This is a genomic window from Rhodococcus sp. 14-2496-1d, from assembly GCF_002259365.1.
Lineage (GTDB): Bacteria > Actinomycetota > Actinomycetes > Mycobacteriales > Mycobacteriaceae > Rhodococcoides.
The window spans coordinates 22,115-38,716 of the sequence record NZ_NPFV01000009.1 but is presented as its reverse complement, the minus strand read 5'-3'; the positions used below and the strand labels follow the sequence as shown (position 1 = coordinate 38,716).

Below are 16,602 nucleotides of genomic sequence, written 5' to 3'. Positions count from 1 at the left end.
AGCTCGAAGGCAAGTCGGCAGAGGCATCGACCAGATTCCACTCAGACCCGCGAGCTCCTCGAGACGTACGTTAATCTCGACCTCGGCGCACCCATGAAATGCGATTAGTGCAGTCCACTTCTGACGCCGTGCATTCGTCTTCCGAAACTGACAATCAACCGATGTCAGTTTCAGAAGTGGGCGTCATAAATTCCTGGGGTTTCACCTCTGATTGCAGTCGTCTTCTGACATTCTGAGTGCAGGAGTGGGCTTCACAATCGGTCACCTGGGTTAGGTGTTCGGAGGCTGCGATGGATGCGGACAAGTTCGACGTCGTAGAGGCGGGTGTGCTGACCGCGTCGGCCGAGCAGTGGGAGCAGGCACGGTCGCGGTTTGCGGTGCTCAGCGGGCTGTTGGATCGAGGCTCGGTCGGTGCCGCAGCGGTCGAGGATGCAGCAGAACAGTTGGGGGTCTCGGCCCGGCGTGTGTACGTGCTGTTGTCCCGGCTCCGGAATGGGGAAGGGGTGGTTACCGATCTGCTGGTCTCCGTGCCCGCAGGCGGACGTGGACGCTCCCGTGTGCCGGTCGAGGTGGAAGACGTGATCACCGAGCACATCAACCGTGAATTCCTGGCTCGCCAAAAGCTCAGTGTCGCTGCACTGCATCGGCGTATCGCGCTGGCCTGTCACCGCGCCGGACTCCCGATCCCAGCCCGCAACACAGTCAATGCCCGGATCGCAGCAATGCACCCAGGCCGTGTCGCACGCTCACGTGGCGGACCGGACGCCGCCAGGTCGCGGCAATCCGCGGGCGATGTCCCGCCGCCGGTGGCGGCCGTTCTCCAGCAAGTCCAGATCGATCACACCGTGGTTGATCTGATGATCGTCGACGAATACGACCGGGCACCGATCGGACGTCCTTACCTCACGATTGCCATCGATGTCTTCAGCCGCTGCGTGCCAGGCTTCGTGGTGACACTCGATCCTCCGTCCGCAGTGTCGGTCGGGCTATGTCTGGGCCGGGTGTGCTCGGACAAAAGCGTATGGATCGACTCTCTGGGCCTCGGTGCGGATGTGCGATGGCCGATGGCCGGAAAGCCGCACCGCCTGTACGTCGACAACGCCTCCGAATTCAAAAGCGAAGCGTTACAACGCGGTTGCGAGCAACACGGAATCGACCTCGGCTACCGCCCACCCGGCAGGCCGCATTACGGCGGGATCGTCGAACGCATCATCGGCACCGTCATGACTCAGGTTCACGAACTCCCCGGAACCACATTCTCGAACCCAACCCAGCGGGGCAGCTACGACTCGGATAGTAAGGCGGCGTTGACGTTACGAGAACTGGAACGCTGGCTGATCCTGGCGGTCGCGGCGTATCACGCAGAGGTGCACGCCAGCCTGCGGCAGAGTCCGGCTGCACAGTGGACCAGCAGCACCGGCACCGCTTTGTCGACGTCGACGGTGGTTGACGAGACCACATTCCTGGTGGACTTCCTTCCCGTCATCCGCCGTCGCCTGACCCGGACGGGGTTCGTCATCGACCACATCCAGTACTTCTCGAACGCTCTGAAACCGTGGATCGCCCGACGAGAGACCTTGGGCCAGTTTGCGATCCGGCGGGACCCACGAGATTTGAGCAGGGTGTGGGTCCTGGACCCCGACAGCGGCGGCGGATACATCGAGGTGCCGTACCGGACGATGTCACATCCAGCGGTGACCTTGTGGGAGCATCGCGCAGCAGTGACACGACTGCGCGAACACGGCCGAGCACATATCGACGAACACGCCTTGTTCTCGATGATCGACAAGATGCGAGAGATCGCTACATCGGCGCAGAAGGACACCAGACGGGCTCGACGTAACCGCAGTCGTCGTGCGCACCTGAGCAGCGTCGTGACATCACCGAACGCGATGGGCCCGCCCGAGCTCGGCCCAGGCACCGACGACGTGTCGGTTCCGATCTTCGACGACATCGAAGAATGGTGAAACGGTGAACAACGACCCCCGAATCACTCCCGCAGGAGACGGCGACGACCGCAGCTGCCAGGACATCGACCCCGGTAGTGCGGATCTGACCCACCTGCGAAGTTCGGTCAGATCGATAGCGGGTCTTCCTGCAGCGCAACGCATCAGGCACATTCGTACGGAACGGTGGATCGGGTATCCGCGTGCACGGTCGGTGATCGAGCACCTCGAGACGTTGCTGGTATGGCCGGATCGGCAACGAATGCCGAACCTGCTACTGATCGGACAGACGAACAACGGCAAGTCGATGATCATCGAGAAGTTCCGGCGTGCGCACCCCGCTGTCAGCTTGCCCGACCGTGAGCACATACCGGTGTTGTGTATGCAGATGCCCCCTGACCCGGCACCCACACGGTTCTACCTCGCGATGCTCGCTGCCCTCGGAACGCCGACCCGGCCACGGAGCCGCGTTCACGAACTCGAACAGCAAGCAGTCACGCTGCTGCGAGCAATCGGGGTTCGTATGCTGATCATCGACGAGCTCCACAATGTTCTCGCCGGCCGCGACAACGTGCGCCGAGAATTTCTGAACCTGTTGAGGTTTCTGGGCAACGAACTACGGATCCCTCTCGTCGGAGTCGGTACCCGAGAGGCGTACCTCGCGATCCGCAGTGATGCACAGTTGGAAAACCGTTTTCGCCCCATGACGCTGCCGATCTGGACCAACGACACCGACACCCGCTCCCTGCTGGCGAGCTTCACCGCCAGCTTCCCGTTGCGTGCGCCCTCTCACCTGACATCGACGGAGATGACCGATTACCTCCTCACCCGGTGTGAGGGCACCATCGGCGAACTGGCCACGCTGTTGACCGCGGCCGCAGTGACCGCAATAGAAGCCGGAGAGGAATCGATCACCTCACAGGTGTTGACCCAAACCGCCTACTCCGGGCCCACCGAACGCCGCCGCCACTTCGAACGGCACCTGGCATGACACCAGCCGATGCCCCTGCAGCGCACACGGCGCTCGACCACAGCGCGCATCCGCGGTGGCCACTGCACCCGCAACCACTACTTGGTGAGACTCTGACGTCGTGGCTGGCCCGGACCAGCGAACAGTATTCGTCGATCACCGCCGCGGACCTCCTCGACGGGCTCGGCCTCGAGACTTCGGGCGTGAACCTGGACCGCTACACACCCGAGCCGATATTGAACGCGCTCGCCCAGAGGAGCACCTCTACTGCGGAACGGCTGCGTGAGATGACGTTGGCGGGCTGCACGCCCTGGCTCCTCGACAGCATCGACCTCACCGAATGCGACTTCGACACCTACGTCCACCAGTTCTCTGTCCTACTACCGGCGGGTCTGGCGATGGCAGATCGACGTCGACGCACACCGCCTGCCGGCACATGGCTTCCCTGGGTGAGCACGCTGACTACGCGGGCATGCCCCCTGTGTATCGACGACCTCGACACAGACACCGATATCGCGGTCATGATGGCTCACCAATACCCGATACTGACCAGTTGCACGAAGCACCTCTGCCGGTTGGAATTCTGCGCTGTGGTGCCCGGCAGACTGGTTTTCTGGGACAGGACACCGCCCGGCGCGGACCAACACGCATCACCGATACCGGTCGCGGCGGCCGTCGCAGAAATCGACAGACGCAGCGTCACCGCGTTGACGAGCGGGTCGGTCGAGCTCGGCGGAGGCCGTGTTCATGCAGCAGTGTGGTTCAGGCTGCTGCGCACCGTCGTCGACGAAGTGTCCACACCGCTGGTCCGCACTGGATGGTGGGCGAAGCCACTGAGCGCGATCTGGAAGTCCACCGGCTGTTCTCGACCTCTCCGGACCGCGTGGGTTCCGTTCGAGGACCTGAGGTGGAACGAGCAGTCGACAGTCATGCTCGCTGGCGCAACCGCGATGATCGCGGTCGAGAACGACGAGATATTCGCAGGTGGTGCTGATGCGGCTCTACTGCGCCCACGTTCGCACGAGCCGGTCGATCCGGGGACCGCTCCGACGAGGTCTCGCAGTCCGGTACCGGCCCGCAGCGCTTGGGACGGTGTGATTGCGGCGATCGATGCCGCTGTCGCCGCCGCCCGCGTCGACAGCGACGCCGCCCGATCTCTGTTCGGATTCGCTCGAACGGGGTGCCGCACCGAAGACGACGTCGATGAATTGGCCTCTGCCTTCGTCGAACTCGGCATCCGGCTGGACTGGGACTGAAAGCGCGCGTGATCTCCACACGTTTCTTTACGGTGGCTTTCAGGCGGAAATCGATCGCCCCTGTAGTCACCCACGATTTGTGTGCGGTAACCGACGAGAATTTTCCTTCCCGCACCATCATCGCGAAAAGGCCTGCTCAGCGTGTTTTCGGCTTGAGAAGTCTGTCGGAGGTGCTCGCTACAGTGCTTGTCATGGCAGATCGGCAGCTCGGTGAGGTCGGGGACGCGGATTCACTCGTCTCGGTGAGTGGTGTGGCAGTGTTCCCGGACCTACCGGTCGAGGTCGCTGCTCGGATAGAACAGTCGATCGCAGCTTCTCGTTCGGCCGGAACACGCCGTGCCTATGCCTCGGCGTGGAGGCGATTCGAGAACTGGTGCATCGTCCTCGGGCACCAGGCTTTGCCGGCGCATCCCGCAACGGTGGCGGCGTACCTCGTCGGCGCGGCCGACACGCTCACCGTCGACGGGACGCGGGCGTATGCGCCGTCGACGTTCGACAAATGGATCGCGGCGGTCGCGGACCGCCACCGCGCTACTGGACACGACAACCCGTGCGGGCACGAGATGGTCCGCGCCACCCTCTCGGGTATCCGGCGGGATTACGCGTCTGCGGGGGAGCGGCCCCGCAGACCCCGTGCCCCGCTCCTCACCGCTGACATCACTACGATCGTCGACCACGCCCGACGCACTGCAGCGGGCTGGGCGTCGGAGGTCCTCGAACGCCGCGACACCGCGCTATTGCTGATGGGCTACACCGGCGCATTCCGCCGCAGCGAACTCGTAGCGCTCGAATGCCGCGATGTCCACCGCGACCGCCTCGATGGTGCGCATGTACGTATCCGGAAGTCGAAGACCGACCAGGACGGCACCGGAACCGTGAAAGCACTCCCGTTCACCGCCCGCCACGAGTCATGCCCGGTCTGCGCGTGGGTGCGATGGCTGCAGATCGTCGCAGCGTTCGACACCGGCGGCAGAGTTGCTGTCATCCGAATACTGTCCCGCGCAGTGGAATTCGACTCCCATATCTGTCGCGGCACCCTTCCTGTGGTCGAGAAACGGTCCCCTCTGTTTCGGTCCGTCCGCAAGAACGGCAACCTCTCCGACACAGCCCTGTCCGGAGCCGCGGTGCACGCGGCGATCCGCCGCCGCGCTACTCGAGCTGGATACGACCCCGTCACCGTCGCTCAGCTCGGCGGGCATTCCCTCCGTTCCGGCTTCGTCACGCAAGCCTTCCGCAACGGAGCTGACGCGCATGCGATCATGCGCCAAACCGGGCACACCACACCCGCAATGGTCGAAACATACGCTCACGAGAATGCGCCACTGATCGGCAACGCCGTCACCGAGCTCGGCTTATGACCAGGCACCCGACCGAGCCAGTGACCGGCGACGGGACGACCGGGGCAGATGCTGACCACGACGACCGCCCTTGTCCGATACGACCAGCGGACATCACGAACACGTCGATACCGAGGCGGGATCGGCACACGTGGTCCCTGTTCGAGGACTGGTGCACCGCCCATGGCGAACCCTCACTGGCGGCCTCTCCGGAGTCGCTTGCTCGGTTTCTCCACGCGCACCCCGCCGCGCCGACGACCCAACGCCGTCGGATCGCGGTGATCGACATCGCTCATCATCGGCATCTATTACCTCCTCCGGGGTGTGCGGAGATCGTTCGGGCTGCGCTGGACGTGGCGCGTACGGCGCGCCTGCACGAGCTGGCAGCCGTGATCGGCGGTATCGTCGCCCGCCTCCCCGAATCCGGTTGGCCGTCAGAACAGTTCGCGCGGCGAGACGCCCTCGTCCTGATCTTCGCTTCGACCGGTCTGCCGTACACCCAGATCGCGGCCCTGCGGCACTGCGACGTCACCGCCGATCCGAGGATCGACGCCCTTCGTATCGACACAGGCCGCGGCGTCCGCACTGTCACTTCCCTCGCGCTGGCGGGGACGGGCATTTCTCCGCGCACGGTGTATCAGCGCTGGTGTGAGGTACTCGGCCATCAGACCCAGTATCCGAGCACCCGAATGCTCGCCGACGCTCTCGATGCCGTGGACGGCACCGGGCTCGGCGGATACGACCGGTATTTCGACCCGGCCGGGAAACAGCCGCTGTCGACTCCTATCGACCGGTGGGGCCACACCCCGTTGGCTGCGACCCCGCTGACCGCCCGTGCGGTCGCGGGCATCGTGCGAATGCACCTGGACGGACGGGCACCCACCCACCTGCAGTCCACTGCGCGGTCACAACATCCGGAGCAGATCGCGGCACCGGATCCAGTACCGCGGGTCCTACTTGACCCCGGCTACTACGAACGCGGAACGCTTGCGCGTAGACACGCCCACGGTCTTCTCGACGACGTGGACTCCGTCCTCGCCGATGTCGAAACCCGCGCGGACAGCCTGTTGGAAGCACTCGTCGACTTTCTCGAATCGGAGACCGCACGCGTACCGGCCGACACCGTCGAGTGACAAGTGGTTCGTACTCGGGTCTGCACACACTCTTCTTCTCACGGCAGGGAGGCGGTGACGTCTCCGAAATCTCCGAGATGAAGATCGACCAGGCCGCGAACGAACGATGCATCGATCTGACCCCGTCTGTGTGGTCTACGTCGAATCCGGGTCGTCCGAGAGTCGTGGGTTTCGGAAATCTCTCGGAGAGCGCCCGGTCCAGCGTTTGAAGGCATGAGAGAAGTTGGCGAGGTCGCTGTATCCGAGTTCAGAAGCGATCTCGCTGACCGAAACCGAGCGATCAAGGAGCCGTAGCATCGCGCGTTCGTACAGCAGCGATTGGCGCACCTTGCTATAGGTGGTTCCTTCTTCGGCAAGCCGCCGTTTCAACGTGCTGCTGGACATTGACAATGCTTGTGCAACATCATGGTTGGTTCGCTGTCCGAGGTCCTTTTCCAACAGTTGCCTCACCTTCTCGGCGGATGACATGGACCCACTCCGATGGGCGAGTGTCCGCTGCAGATCAGTGATAGCGAGACGATATGCGAGAGGGTCCGAGAACCGACAAGCCTTGTTTAGTGTGTCCTCGGGTACGTGGACGAAGGAAATCGGAGCGTCGAAGAACCGGCGATTCGCCGGACCTTTGTCGTGGCTCACCTCGGTCGGCTCCGGCCAGCTCAGATGGAGTGTCACCGGCGATATGTCACCGGCGAGCATGTCCAGCAGTCGTAATAACGCCGACCCGCCGTAGGTGATGACCAAGCAGTCCAGTGCGGAATCGCCTGTGTGCGCAGTGAGCCCGACGATCAGACCGTAGTCGCCAGTGTGGAACTGCGATTTCAACGCCGTGGAGATCAATGGCAGGTATGTCAGGAGATCGACGATCTCGGCGACCGAACCAGCGCTGATCAAAGGTGAACTCAGGGGCCCGAACGATGTCAACTGGGCCTGCTCGGCAAACGCAAATCCGAGTCGAGTGGCCTGGGCGATATCGAGTTCGGGATAGACCTCCCGAAACCACCGTATCGGCGCCTGGACGTCATGCTGAATGAGCGTCGCTTCACTGGTTCCTTCGCGGTGCATGATCGCGCGAAGGCGCGCGGCGGCGTCAGGGTCGAGTGCGCGGCGTTCGAGCAGCTGCACGAACGCAAGCGGTGGCACGCCCTCATCGCTCAGCTTCACGGTGATTCCTTTGACCCGAATTCACAAGTTTATGACTCCACCGAACATAGCCGTCACCCGCGTTTGCGACGACACTTTCGTCAATCACGCCGGAAAACGAGGAGTTGACATGGCAGCTGTAACTTTCGTCGCCCACGATGGTGAGAAGCACGAGGCGGCTCTGGTCGAAGGTCGATCGCTGATGCAGATTGCAACCGACAATGCTGTGCCGGGGATCGATGGAGACTGTGGGGGCGAAACGGCCTGTGGCACCTGCCATGTGATCGTCGACCCGCAGTGGTCAGGAGAGGTGGGTCTGTCCGGCGCCGACGAGGAAGAGATGCTGGCGATGAACCCCGAGCGTGAACCCACGTCTCGGTTGTCGTGCCAGATGGTGGCCTCGGAAGCGTGGGATGGCCTGATCGTTCGAACACCTGAATTCCAACTGTGATGTGCGAAAGGCAGGCACGACAGCATGAAAGTTTCTGAGTCGATCACCGACAAGGTCCAGTCGACCATCCCTATAGGGCTGCAGATCCAGGGCGCTCATCTGTACGACAAGACCCGACGGTGGGTGACTGGCACGAATGGCAAGAAGATCTTCGTCGAAAGTCCCATTCCACCGGTCGAGGATGTCGAGCTCGCCGACATCGACCTCAGTAACCCCTTTCTTTACAGACAAGGGCGGTGGCAGTCGTACTTCGAGCGCGTGCGGAACGAGGCACCGGTTCACTACCAACCCAACAGTCCGTTCGGCCCGTTCTGGTCGGTCACGCGCCATGCCGATATCGTGGCCGTCGACAAGAACCACGCTGTGTTCTCGGCCGAACCGTTCATCGTCATCGGCGTCCCGCCCCGGTTTCTCGATATCGAGATGTTCATCGCGATGGACCCGCCACGCCACGACAAGCAGCGCGCTGCCGTCCAGGGGGTTGTCGCACCGAAAAACCTCCGGGAGATGGAGGGACTGATCCGATCGCGGGTACGGGAGGTGCTGGACGACCTCCCCTTGAACGAGCCGTTCGACTGGGTGCAGAATGTCTCGATCGAGTTGACAGCTCGGATGCTCGCAACTCTTTTGGATTTCCCCTACGAACAACGCCGCAAACTCGTCTACTGGTCCGATTTGGCAACCTCGATGGAGCAAGCCAACGGTGGGCCCTCGGACAACGACGAGGTGTTCGAGGGCATGCGTGACATGGCCCGTGGCCTCAGCGCTCTCTGGCATGACAAAGCAGCCAGGAGGTCTGCAGGGGAAGAGTCCGGTTTCGATCTGATCACCATGTTGCAGAGCAACGAGGACACCAAGGATCTGATCGATCGTCCGATGGAATTTCTGGGCAACCTCGTCCTGCTGATCGTCGGTGGGAACGACACGACGCGAAACTCGATGAGCGGTGGCGTTCTTGCGTTGAACCAATTCCCCGACCAGTTCGAGAAATTGAAGGCCAATCCCGATTTGATCCCCAACATGAACTCGGAAATTATCCGATGGCAAACACCCTTGGCGTACATGCGCCGAATCGCCAAAGCCGACACCGTTCTGAACGGACAATTCATCCGCAAGGGTGACAAATTGGTGATGTGGTACGCCTCGGGTAACCGCGACGAACGCATTTTCGAGAATCCTGATGATTTCATCATCGATCGTGCCAATGCGCGCAATCACATCGCGTTCGGATTCGGTGTACACCGGTGTATGGGCAATCGGCTGGCCGAAATGCAGCTGCGGATTCTGTGGGAGGAGTTGCTTCCCCGCTTCGAGAACATCGAGGTCGTCGGCGACCCCGAGTATGTTCAGTCGAATTTCGTGCGGGGCATCAGCAAGATGATGGTGCGCCTGACGCCTACTTCCAGCGCATGACATCGCAACGGGCGATCATCGTCGGCGCAAGCCATGCTGGGGCACAACTGGCAGCTAGTTTGCGCCAAGAAGGTTGGACAGGCGAGATCGTCCTCATCGGTAACGAGTCCGCCACTCCCTATCAACGCCCCCCGCTGTCGAAGGCATACCTGGCGGGCAAATGCGTACTCGACGATATCGCCATTCGCAGCACGGACTTCTACTCCAAGCAAGGTATTCAGCTCCTGAACGCGCAGGTGGAGGCCATCGTTCGGTCGGAGGGCGACGTCGTTCTCGACACCGGGGAGAAGCTGGCCTACGACAAGCTCGCGCTGTGCACGGGAGCCCGCCCTCGTCGGCTCACCGTTCCCGGGGCCGATCTCCACGGGGTCTACTACCTGCGCACCGCAGCGGACGTCGAGAGGATCCGTATGGCCACCGGCCCTGGCCGGCGGGTGGTGATCGTCGGAGGCGGCTACATCGGACTCGAGACAGCGGCATCACTGCGCGCACTGGGCGTACAGGTCACAGTCCTCGAGGCAACTGGGCGTGTGCTCGAGCGGGTCACTGCTCCCGAGGTATCGACGTTCTTCGAGCGGATACATCGCGAGCAGGGAGTCGACATCAGAACGAACGCGATGGTCGAAGGCCTGTCCGGTGACCGTGAGGTTCGTGAAGTCAGTTTGGCCAGCGGGGAATCGATCCCCGCAGATCTGGTCATCGTCGGTGTCGGCGTCGAGCCGAACACCGACCTCGCCGCCGATGCGGGTCTTGTCATCGACAACGGCATCGTGATCGACGATCACACTCGGACCAACGACCCCGACATCATGGCGGCGGGGGACTGCGCGAGCCACGACATGGCCCGTTACGGCCGTCGACTACGGTTGGAGTCCGTCTCGAGCGCAGGAGAGCAGGCCAAAGTCGCTGCCTCGACCGCCTGCGGGAAGTCCAGAAAAATCGAAGCGTTGCCGTGGTTCTGGTCAGATCAGTATCACTTCAAGCTGCAGATCGCCGGCCTCAACACTGGATACGACGAAGTGGTTCTCAGCGGTGACCCCACCCGCGACAGTGATTTCAGTTGCTTCTATCTCCAGGCCGGTGAGCTCATTGCCGCCGACTGCATAGGTCGCCCGCGCGAGTTCATGTACAGCAAACGGGTGATCGCCCAGCGACTCCCCGTCCAACGCGAAGACCTGATGCTCGGCGGACTCGCGCGCAACTGACCGATCCTTCGGTCGTTGTGCACACAACAGCAACCGGTTTGCTCAGAAAAGGGAACATCAGCGATGACCATGACAGACCGCCCGCCCGGAGCACATACTACGCAGCCACCACACGCGTACCTGGGAGCAACGGACTTCCTCGACATCGAGCACGAATCCGTGCGGGCGTTCACCGCCGCGGCAATCGGAGATGCGAGCAGCGACCGTGACAAGGCCAGACGCCTCTTCGCCGCCGTCCGCGACCAGATCTGGTACGACCCGTACACCGTGTCGGATGATCCGGCCCACTATCGAGCGAGCTTCGTCCTCGAGACCGGGCGCGCTTACTGCGTCCCGAAGGCGGTGCTGTTGACCGCAGTGTGCCGGGCGGCGGGTATCCCGGCACTGCTCGGCTTCGCCGACGTCCGAAATCACCTGCAGACCGAGACGTTGCGCGCGCTGATGGGCGGCACCGACCTGTTCGTCTACCACGGCTACAGTCGCCTCTACATCGAGGGCCGGTGGTTGAAGGCCACGCCGGCATTCAATGTCGAGTTGTGCGCTCGTTTCGGCGTGCCGCCAGTGGAATTCGACGGCGATCGCGATGCTCTCATGCATGCCTTCACCGCAGACGGAGCTCAGCACATGGAGTATGTCCGCGAGCGAGGAGTCTTCGACGACCTACCCTTGAACGCGATCTTGACGGTGCTTCGGCACGCCTACGGCCCCACGATCTTCACGGGCGCTCACCCACTCGATGATGTTTTCACCGGCCGCACCCGGCCGGACGAAACTCCCGGGGATCGAAACTCGCCGCGGGAGTCTCGATGAACACAAGCGGTGAGAACATACGCGCCGAACCCCGTATCGCGGCCGACTGCCGATCGGTCGGAGCTCTCTCCGCGAACAATCGCGATCGTGAACACTCGGACCGCCTCGGACACCTTCGAATCGGGTGAGCCGATACCTGCTGGCAGAGCTGTGCCACATGACTGTCTCGTCGCCGCGGCCGTGGTAAGGCCGACACCGGAAGTTGCACCGAACAGACGAGACCCGTTCTGCCGCTGGGGTTGCGGCTGCGGGCGATGAACGACCGATCCGAACGCCTCCCCGGGCACGAGACGACGTGCGATACCCATATCCCTCTCCCGTGTGCGCAGCCGCTACCGCGAGAGCGGGCCGACAGGCGTCTACCGATGTCTCTCATCTATGCAAGGAGCGCAGCATGACGAACAACGCACCTCACACCCCCGCCAGGACGGTGGCGATCACAGGTGGAGCTCGCGGCATCGGCTATCAGACAGCGAAGGAGTTGATTCGACGAGGCCACCGGGTCGCCATCGGCGACATCGACGAGGCACGTGCGAAGGAGGCCGCCGCCGAACTCGGGGTGAAGGTCGTCACCCGACTCGACGTCACCGAACCTGACTCGTTCACAACGTTTCTGGACCTGGTCGAACGTGAACTCGGACCCCTCGACATCCTGATCAACAACGCGGGCATCATGCCTACCGGCCACGCCCACGAAGAGGACGATGCAGTAACCCGGCGGCAAGTCGAGATCAACGTCCTGGGTGTCATCTTCGGGACCAAACTGGCTCTTCAGCGCATGCTGCCGCGCCGCACCGGACACATCATCAACACTGCGTCATTGGCCGGCGAGCTCGCGGTACCTGGTTTGGCGACCTACTGCGCTACCAAGTTCGCAGTCATCGGATTCACAGAGGCCGCACGACTGGAGTACCGCAAGTCAGGGGTTCGACTGTCCACAGTCCGCCCGACGTTCACCAACACCGAACTCGTCGCCGGAACCGCCGGCGCAAAGGGATTACGCAACGCCGAGCCGGAGGAGATCGCCCGCGCGACAGCAGATCTGATCGAGAATCCACGCCCCTTCGTCCGCGTCACCCGTCTCGCAGGCGCAATGGTCGCGGCGGTGAAATTCGTCCCTGGGCGTCTGGCGACCGGACTGGGTGCGGCCCTGAACACAGATTCGGTGTTCCTCGCGGACGTGGACATGGCTGCTCGCCGAACGTATCTCGACAGAATCCGGAACAGCTGAGCGTGCCGACACGCGCGCTCGACCAACCACCCGAAAGGCAGTCACAGTGACCCCCACGACTCTGATCGAGAACTATCCCCACCGGATGGGAGGGCACTGCGGGTCAGGTGCAATGCGAGACCTTCTCCAGTGGCACGGTCTGGGATGGGACGGACCACCCGACGAGGGGTTGGTGTTCGCACTGGGTGGTGATCTGGGTTTGTCCTACCTGCGATCGGACGACCTGGTCCCACCGATGTACCTGGTCGGCCGCGGTGCCGACTTCGAGATCGACTTGCCGCGCAGGCTCGGCGGACAAGTCGAGGTTCTCACGACCGACGATCCCGGTGAGGGATGGTCATGGGTTCGCGACGACATCGATGCGGGACGACCCAGTCTGGTCTGGGCCGATATCGCTGAGCTGCCCTACTTACGGGTGAAACTGCAGATGAGTCGCCACGACATCGTGGTGATCGGCTACGACGAGATCGGGGGGACTGCCTCGGTCGTCGACAACGATCGGGCCGACGTGCAGGAGATCCCGCTCGACGCGCTCGCTCGGGCGCGATCTTCCACCTCGTTCCCGCAACCGACACGTCACTGCACGTACCGAATCGCATGGCCGCAGACACTGCCGCCCGTGTCGACTGCCGCGGCCGCGGCCTTCGCCCGATCCGCCGCCAGCATGCGCGCCCCATCGACACCGGGAATAGCCGACCACGTACCAGCAGCCGGTGCCGAAGGATTGGCCGCGGTCGACCAGCTGGCAACCGACGTCAAGAGCTGGGTCGACCTTCCGCCCGATGACCTCGAGACGCTGCTGTTCAGTCTCGGTATCTTCATCGAAAAGGCCGGAACCGGAGGCGGGCTCTTTCGTCGGCTTCTCGCCGACGGCTGTACCGAGATTGCACGTCTGACCGGTGATCCCGCTACCGCAGACCTCGCGGCGGCCGCCGATCACTGCGCCCAGGCCTGGACCGAAACTGCCCGCGCCGGAACACAACGCGGTCTCGATGTACGAACACGCGCAGCTGCGGTGGCCGTGTCGGCTGCCGGTCTGCCTGCACTCGAGCTGATCCTGGTGGAGTCCCTGGAGTCTGCTTCACGCTCGCTGTCCGCCATCACGAGATGATGCCCATCGTCGTTCGACGGCGCGCGGTGAACGGCGCATCGCACTGTGCTGCAGCCGCTCGTGTCGGATCGCCCCAGGCGTGCGGAGGCACCGAACGACCGAAGAGTTGCCGGACGGAACAGTCGGACGCCTCTCGGTGGACGCTGTATCGATGCCGTGTCGTTGCTCGGCAACAGACCCTGATCCCTGCCTCACGCCGACAGCAATTCAGCCGCCGACGGGAGCTGTCGATGTTTCGCGGTCACCGTTTTCGGCTCGGCGGCCGCGTCGTGTGCGCTATCGGGCCGAGCGGTGCGTTGAGTGAGAACACTCCCGCTCGTGGTAATCATGGCGGGGGCGAGTGCGCCGACCGGTCGGACGAACGCCCGACCGGACGCTGCGGTGCAGGCCGAGCGCGCGAAGACGCGACAGACTCGGCACGGTTTCACGACAGAGAGGTCCGACCATGAAAAGAATTCCGGACGAGGTCAGCGGGTCGGCCGGCCCCGCTATCGAGAACTGGGCGCGCTCGTTCTGGAGCACGACTTCCGAGTCGCCTGATCTACCGCCCCACCACCCCGACTGTCTTGGTTGTGGGCCGGAGAACCCGCACGGCCACGCCTTGTCGGTCCAGCGTGACGAGAACGGCGTGGTGGCTCACCATGTGTTCGATCAACGTCATGTCGGGGCACCCGGGATAGCACACGGCGGCGCGGTGGCGACCGTTCTCGACGATCTGTTCGGCTTTTTGCTCTACACAGTGGGTGAGCTCGCCGTGACGCGGCGTCTCGAGCTCGACTACCTAGCGCCGGTTCTGCTCGGCACTCCATACGTATTGCGTGCTGCCGTTCGGTCTCGTGATGGGCGCAAACTGGATCTCACGGCCACGATGGACGATGCGCAGGGCCGCTCCGTAGCCACCGCTACTGCCCTGTTCGTGGTGGTCGAGGTCGAACACTTCATGCAGTCCCAAGCCCGAGCCCAACTCCGGGCCACAGACACGAATCACACCGAAGAATAGACACCCTGGCCGACCTTCACCGACGTCCATCACCCGCGGTGGCTGTCGTACGGCTGCGTCTACCTGGCGCAAAGACGGCGAGGACGAGTGCCCCAGCGGCGGTCAGCGCCGCCAACGACAGCGTCGCCTGACCACTTCCGTGTACGAATGCGGCTCTGGCGAACTCGGCCAGCGGCTGACCAGCTGGTCCTGCGCGGTCGGCGACCTGTAACGCGGCGGCCAGAGAATCGGCCACCGGACCACGGGCAGGCTCGGGTAGCTGGGGCAGAGCCGGCTGAATGTGCTGAACGTAACCGGCCGCGAGCACGCTACCGGCTACCGCAATCCCAATCGCGGCACCGATTTCGCGAGCTGCGTCGTTGACCGCGGCAGCCACCCCGTGCTTGGCCTCAGGAGTGTCCGAGACGATGGCGAAAGTCGCAGGGGCGGTACACAACCCCAAACCCGCGCTCATGATGAGCAAGGGCCACAGCAGGTCAGGGTAAGTCGCCGCGACGGTCAGTCTGCTCACCATCACCAGTCCCGCCGCGATGGTGAGCAGACCTACAGTGGTCATCACCCGCAGCCCAACAATGTTCGACAGCCAGGGTGCAATCACCGAGATCACGATGAGCGGCACGACCATAGGGGTCAACGCCAACGCGGCGGTGAGCGGTCCATAACCGAGAATCAACTGCAGATACTGCACCAACAGCAAGAACACCCCGAAGGTCACCAGAAATTGGATACAGACCGACAGTGCGCCGGCACCGAAACCACGGCGGGCGAACAACCGGACATCGAGTAGGGGTGCCGAGGAACGTAGTTCTACGACGACGAACACCACAACCGCGAACAAGCCCACCGCAGTGCTGATGGCGACGAGCGAATCCGACCAGCCACGGGCCGGAACCTCGATCACAGCGAAGACGATCGCCCCGACCGCGACCACTACGGTCACCGCGCCCACCCAATCGACCGGTGGATGCTCCTGTTGGCGGGACTCCGCGATACTGCATGCCAACCCGGCCAGAACCGCTCCGGCGACGGTCAACCCGACGAACACCGAGGTCCACGACCACTGCTCGAGCAGCACACCAGCCCCGAGGATGCCCAGGACAGCCCCGGATCCAGCAACCCCGGCCCACACACCTACAGCGCGACCGCGATGCGCCGGTGGAAATCCCGCGGTCAGTATCGACAGCGTCGAGGGCATGACCAGCGCCGCACCCGCCCCAGCCAACGCGCGAGCAGCGATCAGCCACGCCGGGTCGGCGAGAAACAAGGGCAATGCCGACGCGAAAGCGAACAACGCCAACCCCGCCACGAGCACCCCGCGGCGACCGTACCGGTCACCGATCGCACCGGCAGGCAGAACGAAGCACGCCAATACCAGCGTATAACCGTCGACTATCCAGGTCAGTTGAGCTTGCGTCGCCTCTGTCGCGACCGCGATCTGTGGCAACGCTGAATACAATGCCGCCATTGCGGCCACCACCAACGCGACCGCCATGCACGACACAATCAACATCCACCACTGGGCACCGCTCCATCGAGCGACGCTGGCAGAGTCGGATCTACGTTCGTTCAACGGCCAGCCTCCCAGTTCGAGACTGATCG

At 63.2% G+C, this 16,602-nt stretch carries 14 protein-coding genes; 12 read left to right on the top strand and 2 right to left on the bottom strand.

The features are described 5' to 3' along the window. Window positions 1-290 precede the first annotated feature (290 nt). From CH296_RS05590 to CH296_RS05570, 5 genes are all read left to right on the top strand, one after another. Window positions 291-1,967 carry a Mu transposase C-terminal domain-containing protein gene (locus tag CH296_RS05590; RefSeq protein ID WP_037106687.1) on the top strand — a complete coding sequence of 559 codons (1,677 nt, stop codon included), beginning with the start codon at window positions 291-293 and terminating at the stop codon, window positions 1,965-1,967. 64 nt (window positions 1,968-2,031) lie between these two features. After that, the gene (locus tag CH296_RS05585; protein WP_037106749.1) at window positions 2,032-2,937 is read left to right on the top strand and encodes a TniB family NTP-binding protein; all 906 of its coding nucleotides are present in this window, start codon (window positions 2,032-2,034) and stop codon (window positions 2,935-2,937) included. Beyond that, a complete protein-coding gene (locus CH296_RS05580) occupies window positions 2,934-4,172 on the top strand; it encodes a TniQ family protein (protein WP_256980345.1) in 1,239 nt (412 codons plus the stop codon). The genes CH296_RS05585 and CH296_RS05580 overlap by 4 nt, the downstream gene beginning before the upstream one ends. 191 nt (window positions 4,173-4,363) lie before the next feature. Continuing rightward, the gene (locus tag CH296_RS05575) at window positions 4,364-5,530 is read left to right on the top strand and encodes a site-specific integrase (protein ID WP_037146834.1); all 1,167 of its coding nucleotides are present in this window, start codon (window positions 4,364-4,366) and stop codon (window positions 5,528-5,530) included. 257 nt (window positions 5,531-5,787) lie between these two features. Beyond that, the gene (locus tag CH296_RS05570) at window positions 5,788-6,642 is read left to right on the top strand and encodes a recombinase (RefSeq protein WP_242640281.1); all 855 of its coding nucleotides are present in this window, start codon (window positions 5,788-5,790) and stop codon (window positions 6,640-6,642) included. A 135-nt stretch (window positions 6,643-6,777) separates the two neighbouring features. On the opposite strand, the gene CH296_RS05565 is transcribed toward CH296_RS05570, so the two are convergent. Continuing rightward, window positions 6,778-7,803 carry an AraC family transcriptional regulator gene (locus CH296_RS05565; protein ID WP_037146831.1) on the bottom strand — a complete coding sequence of 342 codons (1,026 nt, stop codon included), beginning with the start codon at window positions 7,801-7,803 and terminating at the stop codon, window positions 6,778-6,780. A 109-nt stretch (window positions 7,804-7,912) separates the two neighbouring features. Between CH296_RS05565 and CH296_RS05560 the strand changes: the two genes are divergently transcribed. From CH296_RS05560 to CH296_RS05525, 7 genes are all read left to right on the top strand, one after another. Further along, window positions 7,913-8,233 (top strand): 2Fe-2S iron-sulfur cluster-binding protein, encoded by a 321-nt coding sequence (locus tag CH296_RS05560; RefSeq protein ID WP_037146828.1) that lies wholly within the window; start codon window positions 7,913-7,915, stop codon window positions 8,231-8,233. Window positions 8,234-8,257: 24 nt separating this feature from the next. Further along, window positions 8,258-9,646 carry a cytochrome P450 gene (locus CH296_RS05555; RefSeq protein ID WP_037146827.1) on the top strand — a complete coding sequence of 463 codons (1,389 nt, stop codon included), beginning with the start codon at window positions 8,258-8,260 and terminating at the stop codon, window positions 9,644-9,646. Next, window positions 9,643-10,851, top strand: a complete 1,209-nt coding sequence (locus tag CH296_RS05550; protein WP_037146826.1) for an NAD(P)/FAD-dependent oxidoreductase — start codon at window positions 9,643-9,645, stop codon at window positions 10,849-10,851. The genes CH296_RS05555 and CH296_RS05550 overlap by 4 nt, the downstream gene beginning before the upstream one ends. A gap of 69 nt (window positions 10,852-10,920) precedes the next feature. After that, window positions 10,921-11,661 carry a transglutaminase family protein gene (locus CH296_RS05545; protein WP_037147416.1) on the top strand — a complete coding sequence of 247 codons (741 nt, stop codon included), beginning with the start codon at window positions 10,921-10,923 and terminating at the stop codon, window positions 11,659-11,661. Window positions 11,662-12,055: 394 nt separating this feature from the next. Beyond that, window positions 12,056-12,892, top strand: coding sequence for an SDR family oxidoreductase (locus CH296_RS05540; RefSeq protein WP_037146825.1), 837 nt, complete (start codon window positions 12,056-12,058; stop codon window positions 12,890-12,892). Between the two features lie 46 nt (window positions 12,893-12,938). Beyond that, window positions 12,939-14,003 (top strand): BtrH N-terminal domain-containing protein, encoded by a 1,065-nt coding sequence (locus CH296_RS05535; RefSeq protein ID WP_037146824.1) that lies wholly within the window; start codon window positions 12,939-12,941, stop codon window positions 14,001-14,003. Between the two features lie 445 nt (window positions 14,004-14,448). Continuing rightward, entirely contained in the window at window positions 14,449-15,003 is a 555-nt protein-coding gene (locus CH296_RS05525; RefSeq protein ID WP_008720413.1) for a PaaI family thioesterase, read from the top strand. Window positions 15,004-15,019: 16 nt separating this feature from the next. Here CH296_RS05525 and CH296_RS05520 read toward each other — a convergent pair whose 3' ends face one another. Further along, window positions 15,020-16,513 (bottom strand): MFS transporter, encoded by a 1,494-nt coding sequence (locus CH296_RS05520; RefSeq protein WP_080734183.1) that lies wholly within the window; start codon window positions 16,511-16,513, stop codon window positions 15,020-15,022. Between the last annotated feature and the right edge of the window lie 89 nt (window positions 16,514-16,602).